This window comes from Bacillus sp. FCW2 (genome assembly GCF_021228595.1).
In the GTDB taxonomy this organism is placed as follows: domain Bacteria; phylum Bacillota; class Bacilli; order Bacillales; family Bacillaceae; genus Bacillus; species Bacillus velezensis.
In genome coordinates this window covers 2,691,217-2,704,928 of the sequence record NZ_CP089436.1, presented here as the reverse complement: position 1 = coordinate 2,704,928, position 13,712 = coordinate 2,691,217, and the positions used below count along the sequence as shown (strand labels likewise).

The following is a 13,712-nucleotide window of genomic DNA, read 5'->3' as shown; positions in this document are numbered from 1 at the left end:
ATAGTATATCATTTTTTTAACAGGAAAAGATAACCTCAATTAAGGATTGGAAGGCGGGTGACTGTCGATGACGCAATCGGAATTCAAGGAATACATACACGTTAATCTGGCACTGGTGCTTCCCCACGTAGAGCAGAATGATGACCTGGTTCAAAATAAAAAGATGCTTCCGAACGGGCTTGTTTTTTATTATATGTATCTGAGTGAAATGAACGACGAAGACAAAATAAAAGAGGCGATGGAAACGCTGCTTCGGGAGGAAGACACCCTGACGCTGGATACGGTGGCGAAACGTCTTGATAAGATCGACGCCCGTCCCGTCTTTACGTCGAAGGAAGCCGTCATCTCCATTCTGCGGGGAAAATGCGCCGTGTTTATTAACGGACTTGACAGCGTATACATTTTGTCCACGGGAAAAAGAGAAAAAAGAAGCGTGAATGAACCCACATCCGAAAAGGTCGTAAGAGGTCCGAAAGTCGCCTTCATAGAAGATTCTGATACAAACGTCGCCATGATCAGGCAGCGCACGAACCATCCGAAGCTGAAAACGAAAAAGGTTCCGATCGGAGAAAACAAGTTAAAATACGCTACTGTCATGTACATAGATGATGAGGCGGACCCGTCTGTCGTCAGCGATGTTGTAAAGCGCCTCAGCGAAGTGAAGATGGACGACATCCAGGATTCCGGAACGCTTGAGGAGCTTATTGAGGATAATAAGTATTCGCCCTTTCCGCAAATACAAAATACGGAACGGCCTGATAAAGTCTCTTCCGCCTTGTTCAACGGCCGCGTCGCCATCCTTGTCGACAACTCGCCGTTTGCGCTGGTGGTTCCGGCTTCTTTAGGAATTTTAATGCAGTCTCCCGATGATTATTATGAACGGTGGATTTCCGCCTCGCTCATCCGGGCGCTGCGGTTTACGTCTATTTTTATTACGCTGTTTTTTTCGTCCATTTATATCGCCCTCGTTTCGTTTCACCAAGGGCTGCTGCCGACGACGCTTGCAGTCACCATCGCGGCGAACAGAGAAAACGTTCCCTTCCCGCCTATCATTGAAGCGATGGTAATGGAAATTACGATAGAGCTGCTGAGAGAAGCGGGCTTGAGGCTTCCCAGCCCGCTCGGCCAGACGATCGGATTGGTGGGCGGAGTTGTCATCGGCCAGGCGGCCGTTGAAGCGAATATTGTCAGCTCCATCATGGTCATCGTGGTCAGCATTGTCGCGCTCGCTTCATTTACGGTGCCGCAGTACGGGATGGGTCTGTCGTTCCGTGTGCTCCGTTTCATTTCGATGTTTACCGCGGCAGCTTTCGGGCTGTACGGCATGATTTTATTTATGCTGGCGATCTACACTCATTTATCGAGACAGCGAAGCTTCGGTTCTCCGTATTTCTCGCCGAATGGATTTTTCAGCTTAAAAAACGCAAACGACTCTATTCTCCGTCTCCCTATTAAAAATCAACCAAAAGAGGCGAAAAACGTAAATGAGCCAGAAAACAACTCACAATAAGCTTACAAGCTATCAAGGGACAGCGTTGATTTCAAACACGATGCTCGGCGCGGGACTCCTCACCATGCCGCGGGCGCTGTCATCAAGGGCAAATTCGCCGGACGGCTGGATCGCGTTATGTCTGGAAGGCGTCATCTTTATCTTTTTGATTTATCTCAATACGCTCATTATGAAAAAGCATCAGTACGGATCATTATTTGATTATATGAATGAAGGACTCGGCAAATGGGCGGGAAATATCGTCAATCTTATGATCTGTCTCTATTTTATAGGAGTCGCCAGCTTCGAAGCCAGGGCGATGGCGGAAATGGTCAAGTTTTTTTTATTGGAAAGAACGCCCGTGCCGGTCACGCTGTTTATCTTTATCGCCTGTTCCGTTTATTTAATTATCGGCGGCATGAGCGATATCGGCAGGCTCTTTCCTTTCTATTTAACGATTACGATCATTATTTTGCTGGTGGTGTTTTCTTTCAGCTTTAAAATATTTGATCTGGACAACCTGCGGCCGGTGCTCGGGCAGGGGTTTTCTCCCGTTATGGCTTCCTTGACCGTCGTTTCTGTTTCCTTCTTGGGAATTGAGATTATGCTGTTTCTCCCCGAGTACCTCAAAAATAAAAAGCACACATTCCGCGTATCGGCCATGGGCTTTGGCATCCCGATTATTTTATACATCATTACCTACGTACTCGTCGTCGGCGCCTTAACCACCCAAGATGTCAAAACAATGATCTGGCCTACGATCGCGCTCTTTCAATCATTTGAAATCAAAGGGCTTTTTATTGAAAGGTTCGAGTCCTTTTTGCTTGTTGTCTGGATCATCCAATTTTTCGCCACCTATGTCTCGTACGGGTATTTCGCGACATCAGCTCTTAATAAAATTTTCGGGCTGAAGCAGAAAAAAGGGATCATCTTCGTAGGGATCGCGACATTCTTCGGATCATTGATGCCAAAAGACGGCAACAAGCTGTTGATGTTCAGTGATATTCTCGGCTATATCTTCTTGGTTTTCTTTTTGCTGCCTTTACTGATGTTTGGAGTCGTCGCTGTGAAAAGGAAGGTGAAAAAAGCGCAATGAAGAAATACATCGTAATCATGCTTTGCACATTGCTTTTGGCCGGGTGCTGGGACAGCCGCAATATAGAAGACTTGAGCCTCGTTATCGGGGTCGGGCTCGATAAACCCGAGGAAGAAAATGTAGAAGTGACACAGCAGATTCTGATCCCGCAAAAAGCAAGTTCCCAGCAGTCGTCGTCAGGCGATACGACAAAAGTAACGTCCACTCCCGGGGAAACCGTCCATCAAGCATTAAGAACGGCATCGTTAAAAAATCACCCCGCATTCTCCCAGCACTTGCGTATCATGCTGTTTTCCGAAGCGCTGTTAAAGGATAACATTCCGCTTGACGCATTGATGAACCAATTTATCAGAGACAACGGTACGAGAAGAAGCTGCAATGTGATGACGGTGCCGGATAAAACGAAAGATATTTTCAAAATCAGTGACCAGGGAGAACCTGCGTCAAATACGATCTATGACTTAACGGAGAATAATTCGGTCACCATCCGGATGATGGAGCCCGTGACATTGGGGGAAATATCCGAGAAAATCGCCAAAGGCGAGACCTTTGCCCTTCCTCAAGTGCGCCAAGTGGGCAGCAGACTGGAAATCTGGGGCGCTACCATTATTAAAAATAAATTCTGGTATGCGAATTTAACGCCTTTACAAGTCCAGAATATGAACCTGTTCACAGGCACAGTAAAGGGGGGCGTCACGTTTGCAAAGCATGACAATCATTATTTATCCTTCGAAGTATTTTCCAGCAAATATAATGTGAAAACACAATATAAACACGGAAAATTCAAGTTTATCGTCACCCGGTTTGTTGAAGGCCGTCTGTCTGAGGATTGGAATCCGAAAGAAGATTCCTTCAAGGAGTCCTATATAAATGAAATCAAAAACGCGGTAAAACACAGCATTCATTCAGATGTCATGGCATTCATTGATTACATGCAGCATGAGTTGAAAGTGGATATTACCGGGTTAGGCGATCAAGTCCGGATTCATTATCCCGATAAATGGAAAAAGATATCCTCTGACTGGGACCATCACTTCAGTGAATCGGATATTGAATACAAAGTCAAAGTCGCCATCAGGGATTTCGGAACAAAGGGAATGTCCCAATGACCCTGTCTTCGGGAGAGTGTGCTGGCGCCGCTCTCCTTTTCTTATGTCACGAGATGATTGCGGTGGGCATATACGGCTGCCTGCGTGCGGTCACTGACATCAAGCTTTGACAATATATTCGTAATGTGGGTTTTTACCGTTTTAATCGTAATGAACAGCTCTTCACCAATCTCTTTATTCGTCTTGCCTTCCGCGACGAGACAGAGGATTTCCAGTTCTCTTTTTGTCAGCGTTTCATGCGGAAGCTGATTCTCTGAATGGCGCAGCCTTGACAGCACTTTTCCCGCCACCTTCGATTCAAGCTTCGGTTCGCCCTTGGCAGCCGCTCTGATGGCTTCGGCTATTTCTGCCGCCTTGGACGTTTTCAGCAAATAGCTGAGCGCTCCCGCTTCGATCACCGGATACACTTTGTCGTCATCAATAAAGCTCGTCAGCACGATGATTTTCGGGTCATTGAGTTTCGCGCAGATCTGTTTTGTCGCTTCGATGCCGTCCATGCCGTCCATGACAAGGTCCATTAAAATCACATCCGGCAAAAGCTCTGCGGCCAGATCGACGCCCTGCTGCCCGTCTGATGCTTCACCGGCGACTTCAATGTCCGGCTGTGCTTCTAAAAATGCGGCCAGACCCATCCTGACCATTTCATGATCATCAATCAGTAACACTCGAATCACTGTCGTTCTCTCCTTTTGTTTTCTGATAAATCGGGACTTTCACGTCGATCTGCGTGCCTTTTCCCTTTACGGAGATAATTTCCGCTATGCCGCCGATTTCACTCGCTCTTTCCTTGATGGAATGCAGGCCGTATGAGGATGCTTTCACTTGATCCATCGTAAAACCCGCCCCATTATCAATGACTTTAAGCTGAAGTTTTTGATGTTTCGCGCCGAGCCTGACGGTGACCTTGGTCGCCTTTGAATGTCTGAAAACGTTGGAAAGCGCCTCCTGCACGATGCGGAACAGATGGTCTTCAACGCCTTTTGACACACCCGTATCGCTGATGTCCCACTCAATATCCAGCGGCTGCTTCGCTTTGAACTCTTTTAACAGCTCAATCAGCCCTTCTTTTAAGCCTTTTCCTTCTAAAGTGACGGGCCGCAAATGCAATAGCAGCGCTCTCATCTCGTTTTGCGCTTCCCCCGCCATATGTTCAACCATGCGAATCCGTTTGACGATTTTGTCATCCGCATCTTTCACCTGCTCTAAAACGGCGGATGTCATCATAGAAATGGCAAAGAGCTGCTGGCTGACGGCATCGTGCAGATCGCGCGCCAGCCGCTGGCGTTCTTCAGTGATGACCGATTTTTTCATTTGATCCTGCCATTCCGCACGTTCGTTGGAGAGCTTTTGCAGCGATGTGACCTGGAGCTCGACCCGCTTGGCCATTTCGTTGAGCTGGTCTGCCGCCAGACCGATTTCATCATCACCGAGCGGCGGCACCCGATAAGCAAAATTGCCGTTTTCAAATTTCAAAACCGCTTCAATCAGTGTATCCATTCTTGTTTTCAGGCGGCCGCCGTATACATAACCGGAAATCAATCCCGCCGAAAGAGACGCCAAAAGCAGGATGACCACAAACGGAATACCGAACCAGCCGGAAGATAACAGCAGCATTGGGTCAAGCCCGTAATACAGCAGCATCAGCGTAATAAACACCGTGCAAAGGAGCAGACTGAGTCCCGCGGTCATCCGCATGGCGCGCCACTGAATATTGGCGAGTAATTTTTTCCTCATAAATACTTCACATCCACATCGCCGATGAATAACGAAATTGAAATTTTAATCCGCCGCGGCGAGTCGCCGTACTCAGACGATACTTTATACAGATTCGGGCTCATGCCGCTTTTCTTAGAGCCGAGCAGGTTCATATCGCCGATAAAAGCCGATGAACTGACGGACACTTCGATATCCGGCGGGACGTACACATCGACATTGCCGATGACACCGCTGATGGTCATCGTGCTTTCTCCTTCGGGAATCATCGCTTTTGACAAATCAATTTTCACATCGCCGATGAATCCGGAAACATTTAAATCATTCAGCTCAAACGGGTCCTTCATCATCCGCAGCTCGCCGATAAAAAAGCTGCGGAGGTCCGGCTGTCTGCTTTCCGTCTGGGCGGAAGGCTTTGGCTGCTCTTCTTTTTCAAGATTGATTTTCTTCTCTTTATGTTCATACACGCGCTTTCCTTTCAGGAGCCTGTAGCCCGCGTAGATGAGAAAGGCGGCGAAGGCATAGCCGAACAGGTTAAAGGTGGCGCTGAACAGGTTTCTAAAAAATAAAAAAGCGGCGAAGATATACAGGACGGAGCCGAGCCAGCCGCGGGAATATTTATTAAAAATATAACCTGTGATCAGAAAAAAGAGCGGCCAAAACAAGAAGTCGCCGATGCCGATAATACGCAAAAACATGCTGACGCCTAATAAGGCGATGATAAGTCCGAGAATCTGTTTTTTTGCCATCAGCTGCTTGCCCCTCCTTTCCTTGACTATTGCAGTGCAATATTGCCGCTCGTCACCTTTATATCAATCGGCCTGGCGCCGCTGCCTTTCATGCCGGTAAATGCCCCGCCTTCCTTCCTCGTTTTCTCAAAGGAATAAGACGGCTGAATCCTTCCGCTTGCCGTCTCGGCGTTCACCGTAAAACTTCCGTCTTTCGGCAGGCTGATCGCTGCGCTGCCGCTCGCAAGCCTGACGGATACGGGAGCATCCGCCGTCTCAAGCGAGGCGTCGACACTGCCGGAAGCGACCCGCACGTCAAGGGCCCCCGCCACATGTTGAAGCCCGACATGTCCCGAGGATAAGCGGACATCCCCCGTTTTTGCCGCAAGGCCTGCTGCTGTGAGATTGCCCGACAGCCCCTTCGCTTCAAACACATCCGTCTTCACGTGCTTCAGCGACATATTCCCGCTTACAGAACGGACGCCGAGGTGCGCAAGAGACAGCCCCTTGTTTCCGTCAACGGCAATGCTGCCGTTTGATGTATGGACGGTGATGTCCCGATGATAATCATACGGAATGCGGACAATCAGCAGAGGGCGCTGAAAGAGATTCAGAAATTGGAACCCTTTCTCCTTCGCTTTAAGATTGAGGGTCTTTCCCCTGTTTTGGACAAACATTTTCCCCGCCGGTCCCGTCATGTTTGCCGCGATATCATTCCGCGCTTCCGCGATGATTTTCACATCCGTCTGTTCCGATGAAACCGACAGGCTGTTGACGGCACGCGGCGGTATGCTTGCCGATTCCGCTTCTGTTTCGTACAGCGGAAAAAAACGCCCGGCAAACACTTCTTTCACCAAAAACAGACAGCAGATCAGAACGGACGCCGCCATCAGTCCTTTGGCAATCTTACGCTTCATTACGTTCCATCCTTTTTCATTCATTTTATTATAAAGGAAAAGCCGGAGAATTGATACGTGCGTATAGGGAAGAGGCGTAAACGCGCCGATCTTCCCTTGTGCACATTATTCATGAGCCGCTTTTTGACGCTCTGTTTTTTCCAGAGAAAGCGAGCGCATTTTTTCAATCTCAGCTTCCACCTCATCTGAATATTGGGAGCGGCTGTATTCTGTGTTCGCCTCAGCTGAAGTGCCGTATTTGACACGGACTTCCATTTCTTCAATGCGGCTTTCCATTCGAAGGAACTCTCTGTAGGCGCTTTCGCTGTCAATTTTGTCGAAAGAAGCGTTCATATGTTCCTTCGCATTTGCCGCGTTCGCGCGGGCGATGAGCGCCTGTTTTTTATCCTTTACGTCGCGGAGGCGCGTTTCTAAAGTTTCCAGCTGCTCTTTCAGCTCTGCCAGCTGTGTTTTCGCCTGCTCATACGCTTTTTCATGTTCGGCCGCTTTTCCCTCAAGGTATTTCATTTCAGTCAGCGCCTTTTTCGCTAGCTCCTCTTCCCCGGCGTCAAAAGCAAGCTGAGCCTGGTTTTTCCGTTTTGCCGCCGTTTCGGAGGCGTCTTCCTGTTTTTTCTTAAACTGATGAACGATCGTGTGCTGTTTGACAATCGTTTGTTTCGCCTTGGCGATGTCACTTTCCATATCACGCACATATTGATTCAGCATGACTTTCGGATTTTCTAATTTATCAAGCCCTTCGTTAACAGATGCGACGAACATATTTCTTATTCTTTTTAAGACCATTTTGTCTTCCTCCTTATTTTTTCTTCAGAAATTCTTCCCATTCAGAGTCAAATCCGGATTGATAGCCCGGTGATGCCGCTTCCGGTTCATACTGGCGGGAAGCGGTGTCTGAGCCGCCCTGCTTCATCATCTTCCACCCGAAATACACCATGGCGCCGGCCAGTCCGATCGCAACGATAAATGGAAGAGAACCGACGAGAATCATAGCTCCGATGACGCCCGCGATGATACCCGATACCGCCCGGCCTTTTGAAAAACGTTTGATTCCCCAGTAAAGCATCAGGCCCCCGATCGCCAGCGGGATGATAAATGCGAAATGGCCTCCTCCGAAAAAGACAGAAAGTCCGAACACAATCAGCAGAAAGCCGCCTGCCGTTTTACCATTTATATTCATGCAGATCCTCCTTTCGTTTTCCTTGTCTTTACTATAAACAAATCCCGCGGCCGGCAAAACGAGTCAGAGATTGATTTTCATATCAGACCGGGGTCGTATAAGCCCCCGGACCTTCGCATAAAAAAACGCCGCTGCACCGGACGGCGCAGGGCGTTTTACGAAAAATCTATATTCTGATGCTCGCTTCTTTTTCCCTGATGAGATCTGAGCGTTCGGCTTTGGCCAGCTTCGTAAAGAACAATATTCCGAGACCGGACAGGACTTCAACGAGACCGCCGGCGGCAATGACTTTTCCGGGACCGAAGGCGTTAGCCGCATATCCGCAAAGAACCGCGCCGAGCGGAATGGATATGTTTGAAATCATATGGATGACAGCATAGACTTGCGGCTGGTCATCATGGTCCACAGACGTCTGAATAATCGTATATTCCGGCACATTAATCGCGCTGACGGCAGATCCGAACGCAAACGCGGCGAGGAAGACGAGCGGCAGAAAAGTGTTGAGGCCGGTGATAAAAAATGCCGCTCCTTCTATGATTCCCGCTGACACAAACAGGAGACCGTATTTGTTTACCTTCACCTTAGCCAAAATAAAACCCATTAAAAAGGCTCCGCCCGTTCCTGTCGCTTTCAAAAGCGAGTAGATGATCGGCGGCATGTTTAAATCTTCGGCGACATAAACGGCAGAGAGCGCCTCCCACGGAGCGGCCGCAAAATTCATGAAGATACAATAGATGGCGAGCGGGTATAAAATCTGGTGTTTCCTGACCAGAACGAAACCCCGTTTGAGCCTTCCGAAATACGTCCCGCGCTGTCTGACGGCGACGGTATCCTGTTTGGCATGCCGGACTTGGTATGACATAAAGAGTACGAGAAAACCTGATAGAAGATAGAATATAAGAGCGATAAACAAAGAATAAGCGGGACTGATAAATGTTAAGAACACCCCGCTCAGCGTAATGGCGGCAAGCCTGACGATCTGGCCTGATGACTGGATGACCGCATTCGCTTTCTGCAGGCTGTTTTCTCTGACAATATTGGGGATTAGCGAGATGGATGCAGGATTATAAGCGGCTCCCGTGGCTGAATGCACAATCATGAGAAGCATGACAAACCATAAAGGAGAAAAACCGTTAAAATAACAGATCGGAATAATCAGCACGACCGCCGCGCGCGTGAGGTCGGAGAAATACATCCAGAATTTCAGCGTATGCTGCTTCATAAAAGGCCCGGTAATCGGCGCCAGCATCGCCTCCGGAAGGAACGTGACCGCAATGAGCAGGGACGTGCCGATCGCGCCTTCCCCGTCAAAAATCAAAAACCATAGAATGGAATTAAAGGCAAAACCGTCGCCTGACAATTTAACCAGCCTTGAGATAAACAGAAGGGTGAAATTTTTATTCCAGATGCTCTCGCTCTTATTATATGTATCCATCTATCAAATCCCCCATTATTTTACAATGTTTCTTATAATATCTCATTTTTTAATTTTTCAGTCAATAATTCATAAGATACATTTTCCTCCTGTCAATAAAGGTTCAATTGATGGATATCTCTATAAAAAAACAGCCGGCTTGCTGCTGCCGGCTGAACAAAACATTATTCATCATCACGGAATACCGCGGCGCTTCTTTCATACTCTATATCCTGAACGCCCTGTCTTGCGTTAATCGCTCTTGCCGCCGCGAAAAAATAATCAGACAGGCGGTTCAAGTAACGCATCACCGTATCGTTTATCTCTTCTGTTTTGCCCAGTTTCACGACGAGACGCTCAGCCCGTCTCGTGACGGTCCGCGCGATGTGAAGCTGAGCAGCCGCCTTATGCCCGCCCGGAAGAATAAATTTCTCAAGCGGGGGCGCTTCAGCCGTGTAACGGTCTATGCACTCTTCCAATGCGGAAATAGATGTCTCTCTTAATGTATAGCTTCTATGTTCAGTGACCGTCGCCAAGTCGCCGCCGCAGTCAAACAGCTCATTTTGAATGTTTCGGAGTTCGGCTTTCACATCACCGCAATTCTCACAATCATCAAGTTCCGCAATCGCAAGCCCGATAAAGCTGTTCAGCTCATCGATCGTCCCGTAGCTTTCAACCCGCAGATTGTCTTTATCCGTTCTGCCGCCGATCAGGCTTGTCTGTCCTTTATCGCCGGTTTTCGTATACAGCTTCATCATTGTATTCCTCCTTCTTCCGCCGCTTTTACACATGCCGCGGTTCCTCTTCTAACGGCTCTTTCCGCTTGAGGGACGTCCATCGCCTCTCCTGTCTGCAAGGCACAAATGACAATGTCGCCTTTTGCCTGTCTGCCGGAAAGAGCCTGCATTCTCGCTTCTGCCGCTGCCGTTAACAGCCGTACAAATCCCTGTTCCGATAAACGTCCGCTGATCAGCACCCAAACGGTATGCAGCGCAGTCACGGCAATTGTGACCGAATCAAACGTACGGCAGATCAAACCAGCGGCCGCTGAGCCGGAAAGCCGGCGGCTCCACGAAAATCCCGGGCCGTCAGATGCGGTTGTCAACATTCTGAACGGCCGTTCTGTATGAAGCGTTACGGTATTTCCGCTTTTGTTTATCAGAGAGGCGAACGGAACGTTGACAGGCTCTCCTTCCTGCCGCGCTTCCGGCATGAAAGCGATCAGCGGTTTCGGCGACGATTGCTGGGCAACAGCGCTGACGGTGATACCGTAAATGTCTTCAATCGTCTCTTTTTTCAAAGCCTGATCCGGCGTCTGCTTCGGCAAAGCGCGTCCGTCTTTCATCATCAGGAGCTGATCACAATATTGGCCTGCGGCGTTTAGGTCGTGAAAAATACTGATGACCGTCAGGCCTCTTTCTCTCGTCAGCCGCTTCACCGTATCAAGCAGGTCTTTCTGATATTTGAGATCAAGAAAGGTCGTCGGCTCATCCAGACACAGTACCTCCGGCTGCTGAGCCAGCGCCTGCGCCAGATAGACGCGCTGCCGCTCCCCGCCGCTCAGATTGCGGACGGATTGCTGCGCATATCGGTCGATGCCCGTCATTTCCATCGCTTCCCGGACAATGTCTTCATCATGTTGATCCATCTGTCTGAAGAGTCCTTTTTGATACGGGTATCTGCCGAAGGACACTGTTTCCTTAACGGTAAATGTAAAAGCTTGCTCCGTATGCTGCGGCAAAACGGCCATGATTTTCGCAAGCTCCCGCGGCTTGTATCCGCCGACGGGCCTGCCTGCTACGAGCACCTCGCCTTTTGACGGAGAGAGCATTCCCGTCAGCAATTTCATCAGCGTTGTTTTTCCCGAGCCGTTCGGACCAAGTATGCCGACAAATTCACCTTTTTCGGCGGTAAAGCTGACATCTTCCACAATCATCCGGCCTCCGTACCCGCCGGACAGGCTGCTCACCCTGATCATAAGCGTTTCCCTCCATGATGCTGGCGAAGCAGAATCAAGGCAAATACAGGCGCTCCCGCCAAAGCCGTCATAATGCCGATCGGCAATTCGACAGGCTCAATGACGGTGCGGGAAAACAAATCCGCCAAAATGAGAAAACCGGCGCCCGTCAATGCTGACAGCGGCAGTAAATGGCGATGATCCGTCCCCCATAAGAGCCGTGTCACGTGGGGTATGACAAGGCCGACAAATCCGATCGTCCCCGAGACGGCAACCGCTCCTCCCGTCAGCAGAGATCCGGCGGCGATCATCAGCAGTTTTCTTTTTCCCGTACTGACGCCTAACAGCCTTGCCTTTTCTTCTCCATAAGTCATAATGTTTAATTCTTTGCCATTGATAAGCAGAAGCGCCGTCCCGGCCAGAAAAAAAGGCAGAAACAGCGCGACATAGCCCCAGCCCCTCATTGACACGCTTCCTAACAGCCAGCGGACAATCGGGAGCAGATCATTGCCCGTTAAAGCGATCACAAGCGAAATGAGAGCTCCGAGAAAAGAATTCATGATGATGCCTGTCAAAATGAGTGTCGAAACCGACATCGACGCATGAACGAGGCGGCTGAAAAACAGAACCGCCGCCATGACCGCAATGGCTGCGGCGATGCTGACAACCGGTAGTGTGAACCGGCCGATGACGGGTATCTGAATGCCGAAAAACAAGGTGATAACGGCTCCCGCCGAGGCTCCCGAAGATACCCCGAGTGTATAAGGGTCGGCGAGCGGATTTTTCAGAAGTCCCTGAAACGCCGCTCCCGCAATGGATAACGCGGCTCCGACAAGGGCAGCCAGAACGACTCTCGGCAGGCGGATATTCATCATAATATTTACATTCATAGGGTCAGCCGAGGATGTCCGGCCGATCCCGATCCAAAAAACGTCGGATAAAGGAATATGCAGACTGCCGATTGAAATGCCGAGTGCCGTACAAACGGCTAAAAACAGCAGGCTGACCGTGTAGGCCAGCGGGCGGTTACTTTTTAAACGTTTCAGGATAAACGCTTTCTGCAAGCTTCTCGACCCCTTTGACAAGGCGCGGGCCTGAGCGTGTGACAAGGTCAGGATCAACAGAATAGACATTGTGGTGTTTGACCGCATTGACGGCACCCCAGCCGGCGCGTTTTTCCACTTCAGCGGCCTTTACGCCGTCTGTCGTAATGATGACGTCCGGATTCATTTTGACAATCGCTTCATCCGTCAATTGCACCCAGCCGGTCTGGCTGCCGGCGGCGTTTTTCGCATGTATATCTTCAAGCATTTCGTTCATAAACGTGCCTTTCCCCGTCGTGTAGCCGTCAGGAGACACTTCGACGAATACTTTCTTTTCGTCTTTTTCAGAAATGGCCGCCGCTTTCTTTTCTATGCCGGAAAGGTCGGATTTCATCGATTTGATCAGCTTATCCGCCTGCTTTTCTTTGCCGGCCGCTTTTCCGATCATGCTGATTGATTTGTACACGTCTTGGAACGATTGCGCATCATTGACCGTTAAGACGGTGATGCCCGCATCTTTCAGTTGCTTCATCGCATCGGCGGAAGCGGACATAGAGGACGCGTGGGCAAGCACGAGATCCGGCTTCAGCGCGATGACTTTTTCAGCGTTCACATTCATATCTCCGACTTTCGGTTTTTTTACCGCTTCTTTCGGATATGTATCATTTGTCGTGACGCCTGCGACCTTATCTCCCAGTCCGAGCGCGTATGTAATTTCCGTATTGCTCGGCATGAGGGAAACGATTTTTTCCGGTGCCTGCTTTATGGTTATTTTTTCGTTCACGGCATCCTTAATGGTTACCGGGAATGCTTCGGTTGAGACGGCTTTTTGTTTGGCCGCGCTTCCTTCTTCCTGTGCGCCGGAACAGCCGGCGATCACAAAGGCGGTGACCAAGAGCGCCGCCCAGACGGCAGTGATCTTCTTCATTCTTTTAACTCCCCCTGATTATGGTAAACGATTGTCTCTTTGACATTCGTATCCTTTTTTCGCAGTAATTATACTATAAGTCTTTAAGGCTTGTATATCCGGCCTTTTTGCATGAAAGCAAATTGTTCGTACACACTAAAA

General features: G+C 49.3%; 14 protein-coding genes. 3 read left to right on the top strand and 11 right to left on the bottom strand.

The window, feature by feature from the left end; genetic code table 11:
• The first annotated feature begins 67 nt into the window (after positions 1–67).
• Genes K3G25_RS13625 through K3G25_RS13615 form a run of 3 tightly spaced genes read left to right on the top strand, consistent with a single transcriptional unit; the run spans position 68 to position 3,694 of the window.
• Complete coding sequence (locus tag K3G25_RS13625) at positions 68–1,510, top strand: spore germination receptor protein GerAA (protein ID WP_022553750.1); 1,443 nt, start codon at positions 68–70, stop codon at positions 1,508–1,510.
• Positions 1,485–2,585 (top strand): spore germination protein, encoded by a 1,101-nt coding sequence (locus tag K3G25_RS13620; RefSeq protein WP_014418846.1) that lies wholly within the window; start codon positions 1,485–1,487, stop codon positions 2,583–2,585. The genes K3G25_RS13625 and K3G25_RS13620 overlap by 26 nt, the downstream gene beginning before the upstream one ends.
• A complete protein-coding gene (locus tag K3G25_RS13615; RefSeq protein WP_115941033.1) occupies positions 2,582–3,694 on the top strand; it encodes a Ger(x)C family spore germination protein in 1,113 nt (370 codons plus the stop codon). The genes K3G25_RS13620 and K3G25_RS13615 overlap by 4 nt, the downstream gene beginning before the upstream one ends.
• Positions 3,695–3,735: 41 nt before the next feature.
• Here K3G25_RS13615 and K3G25_RS13610 read toward each other — a convergent pair whose 3' ends face one another.
• The 11 genes from K3G25_RS13610 to K3G25_RS13560 all read right to left on the bottom strand — a co-directional run bounded on the left by K3G25_RS13610 (position 3,736) and on the right by K3G25_RS13560 (position 13,571).
• The gene (locus K3G25_RS13610) at positions 3,736–4,368 is read right to left on the bottom strand and encodes a two-component system response regulator LiaR (protein WP_003151798.1); all 633 of its coding nucleotides are present in this window, start codon (positions 4,366–4,368) and stop codon (positions 3,736–3,738) included.
• A complete protein-coding gene (gene liaS, locus K3G25_RS13605) occupies positions 4,346–5,428 on the bottom strand; it encodes a two-component system sensor histidine kinase LiaS (RefSeq protein WP_022553751.1) in 1,083 nt (360 codons plus the stop codon). The genes K3G25_RS13610 and liaS overlap by 23 nt, the downstream gene beginning before the upstream one ends.
• Positions 5,425–6,156 (bottom strand): cell wall-active antibiotics response protein LiaF, encoded by a 732-nt coding sequence (gene liaF / locus K3G25_RS13600; RefSeq protein WP_029973590.1) that lies wholly within the window; start codon positions 6,154–6,156, stop codon positions 5,425–5,427. Before liaF ends, liaS begins: the two co-directional genes overlap by 4 nt.
• A gap of 26 nt (positions 6,157–6,182) precedes the next feature.
• Positions 6,183–7,052: a LiaG family protein gene (locus K3G25_RS13595; protein WP_100262000.1), complete on the bottom strand. Its 870-nt coding sequence runs from the start codon at positions 7,050–7,052 to the stop codon at positions 6,183–6,185.
• A gap of 105 nt (positions 7,053–7,157) precedes the next feature.
• Positions 7,158–7,835: a stress responsive protein LiaH gene (gene liaH / locus K3G25_RS13590; RefSeq protein ID WP_007410057.1), complete on the bottom strand. Its 678-nt coding sequence runs from the start codon at positions 7,833–7,835 to the stop codon at positions 7,158–7,160.
• 13 nt (positions 7,836–7,848) lie between these two features.
• Entirely contained in the window at positions 7,849–8,229 is a 381-nt protein-coding gene (locus tag K3G25_RS13585) for a protein liaI (protein ID WP_007410056.1), read from the bottom strand.
• Positions 8,230–8,395: 166 nt separating this feature from the next.
• On the bottom strand, positions 8,396–9,664 hold the full coding sequence (locus K3G25_RS13580) for an MFS transporter (RefSeq protein ID WP_014418851.1): 1,269 nt from the start codon (positions 9,662–9,664) through the stop codon (positions 8,396–8,398).
• Positions 9,665–9,828: 164 nt separating this feature from the next.
• Positions 9,829–10,398, bottom strand: coding sequence for a cob(I)yrinic acid a,c-diamide adenosyltransferase (locus tag K3G25_RS13575; RefSeq protein WP_232489748.1), 570 nt, complete (start codon positions 10,396–10,398; stop codon positions 9,829–9,831).
• Entirely contained in the window at positions 10,398–11,621 is a 1,224-nt protein-coding gene (locus K3G25_RS13570) for an ABC transporter ATP-binding protein (RefSeq protein WP_014418853.1), read from the bottom strand. The genes K3G25_RS13575 and K3G25_RS13570 overlap by 1 nt, the downstream gene beginning before the upstream one ends.
• Positions 11,618–12,664, bottom strand: coding sequence for a FecCD family ABC transporter permease (locus tag K3G25_RS13565; RefSeq protein WP_014721787.1), 1,047 nt, complete (start codon positions 12,662–12,664; stop codon positions 11,618–11,620). Before K3G25_RS13565 ends, K3G25_RS13570 begins: the two co-directional genes overlap by 4 nt.
• Positions 12,627–13,571, bottom strand: a complete 945-nt coding sequence (locus K3G25_RS13560; RefSeq protein WP_014418855.1) for an ABC transporter substrate-binding protein — start codon at positions 13,569–13,571, stop codon at positions 12,627–12,629. Before K3G25_RS13560 ends, K3G25_RS13565 begins: the two co-directional genes overlap by 38 nt.
• Positions 13,572–13,712 lie beyond the last annotated feature (141 nt).

What these genes read in the sequence shown, in the direction of transcription:
- K3G25_RS13625 (WP_022553750.1), top strand. Translation starts at nt 68, where the DNA reads ATGACGCAATCGGAATTCAAGGAATACATACACGTTAATCTGGCACTG.
- K3G25_RS13620 (WP_014418846.1), top strand. Translation starts at nt 1,485, where the DNA reads ATGAGCCAGAAAACAACTCACAATAAGCTTACAAGCTATCAAGGGACA.
- K3G25_RS13615 (WP_115941033.1), top strand. Translation starts at nt 2,582, where the DNA reads ATGAAGAAATACATCGTAATCATGCTTTGCACATTGCTTTTGGCCGGG.
- liaS (WP_022553751.1), bottom strand. Translation starts at nt 5,428, where the DNA reads ATGAGGAAAAAATTACTCGCCAATATTCAGTGGCGCGCCATGCGGATG.
- liaF (WP_029973590.1), bottom strand. Translation starts at nt 6,156, where the DNA reads ATGGCAAAAAAACAGATTCTCGGACTTATCATCGCCTTATTAGGCGTC.
- K3G25_RS13595 (WP_100262000.1), bottom strand. Translation starts at nt 7,052, where the DNA reads ATGAAGCGTAAGATTGCCAAAGGACTGATGGCGGCGTCCGTTCTGATC.
- liaH (WP_007410057.1), bottom strand. Translation starts at nt 7,835, where the DNA reads ATGGTCTTAAAAAGAATAAGAAATATGTTCGTCGCATCTGTTAACGAA.
- K3G25_RS13585 (WP_007410056.1), bottom strand. Translation starts at nt 8,229, where the DNA reads ATGAATATAAATGGTAAAACGGCAGGCGGCTTTCTGCTGATTGTGTTC.
- K3G25_RS13580 (WP_014418851.1), bottom strand. Translation starts at nt 9,664, where the DNA reads ATGGATACATATAATAAGAGCGAGAGCATCTGGAATAAAAATTTCACC.
- K3G25_RS13575 (WP_232489748.1), bottom strand. Translation starts at nt 10,398, where the DNA reads ATGAAGCTGTATACGAAAACCGGCGATAAAGGACAGACAAGCCTGATC.
- K3G25_RS13570 (WP_014418853.1), bottom strand. Translation starts at nt 11,621, where the DNA reads ATGATCAGGGTGAGCAGCCTGTCCGGCGGGTACGGAGGCCGGATGATT.
- K3G25_RS13560 (WP_014418855.1), bottom strand. Translation starts at nt 13,571, where the DNA reads ATGAAGAAGATCACTGCCGTCTGGGCGGCGCTCTTGGTCACCGCCTTT.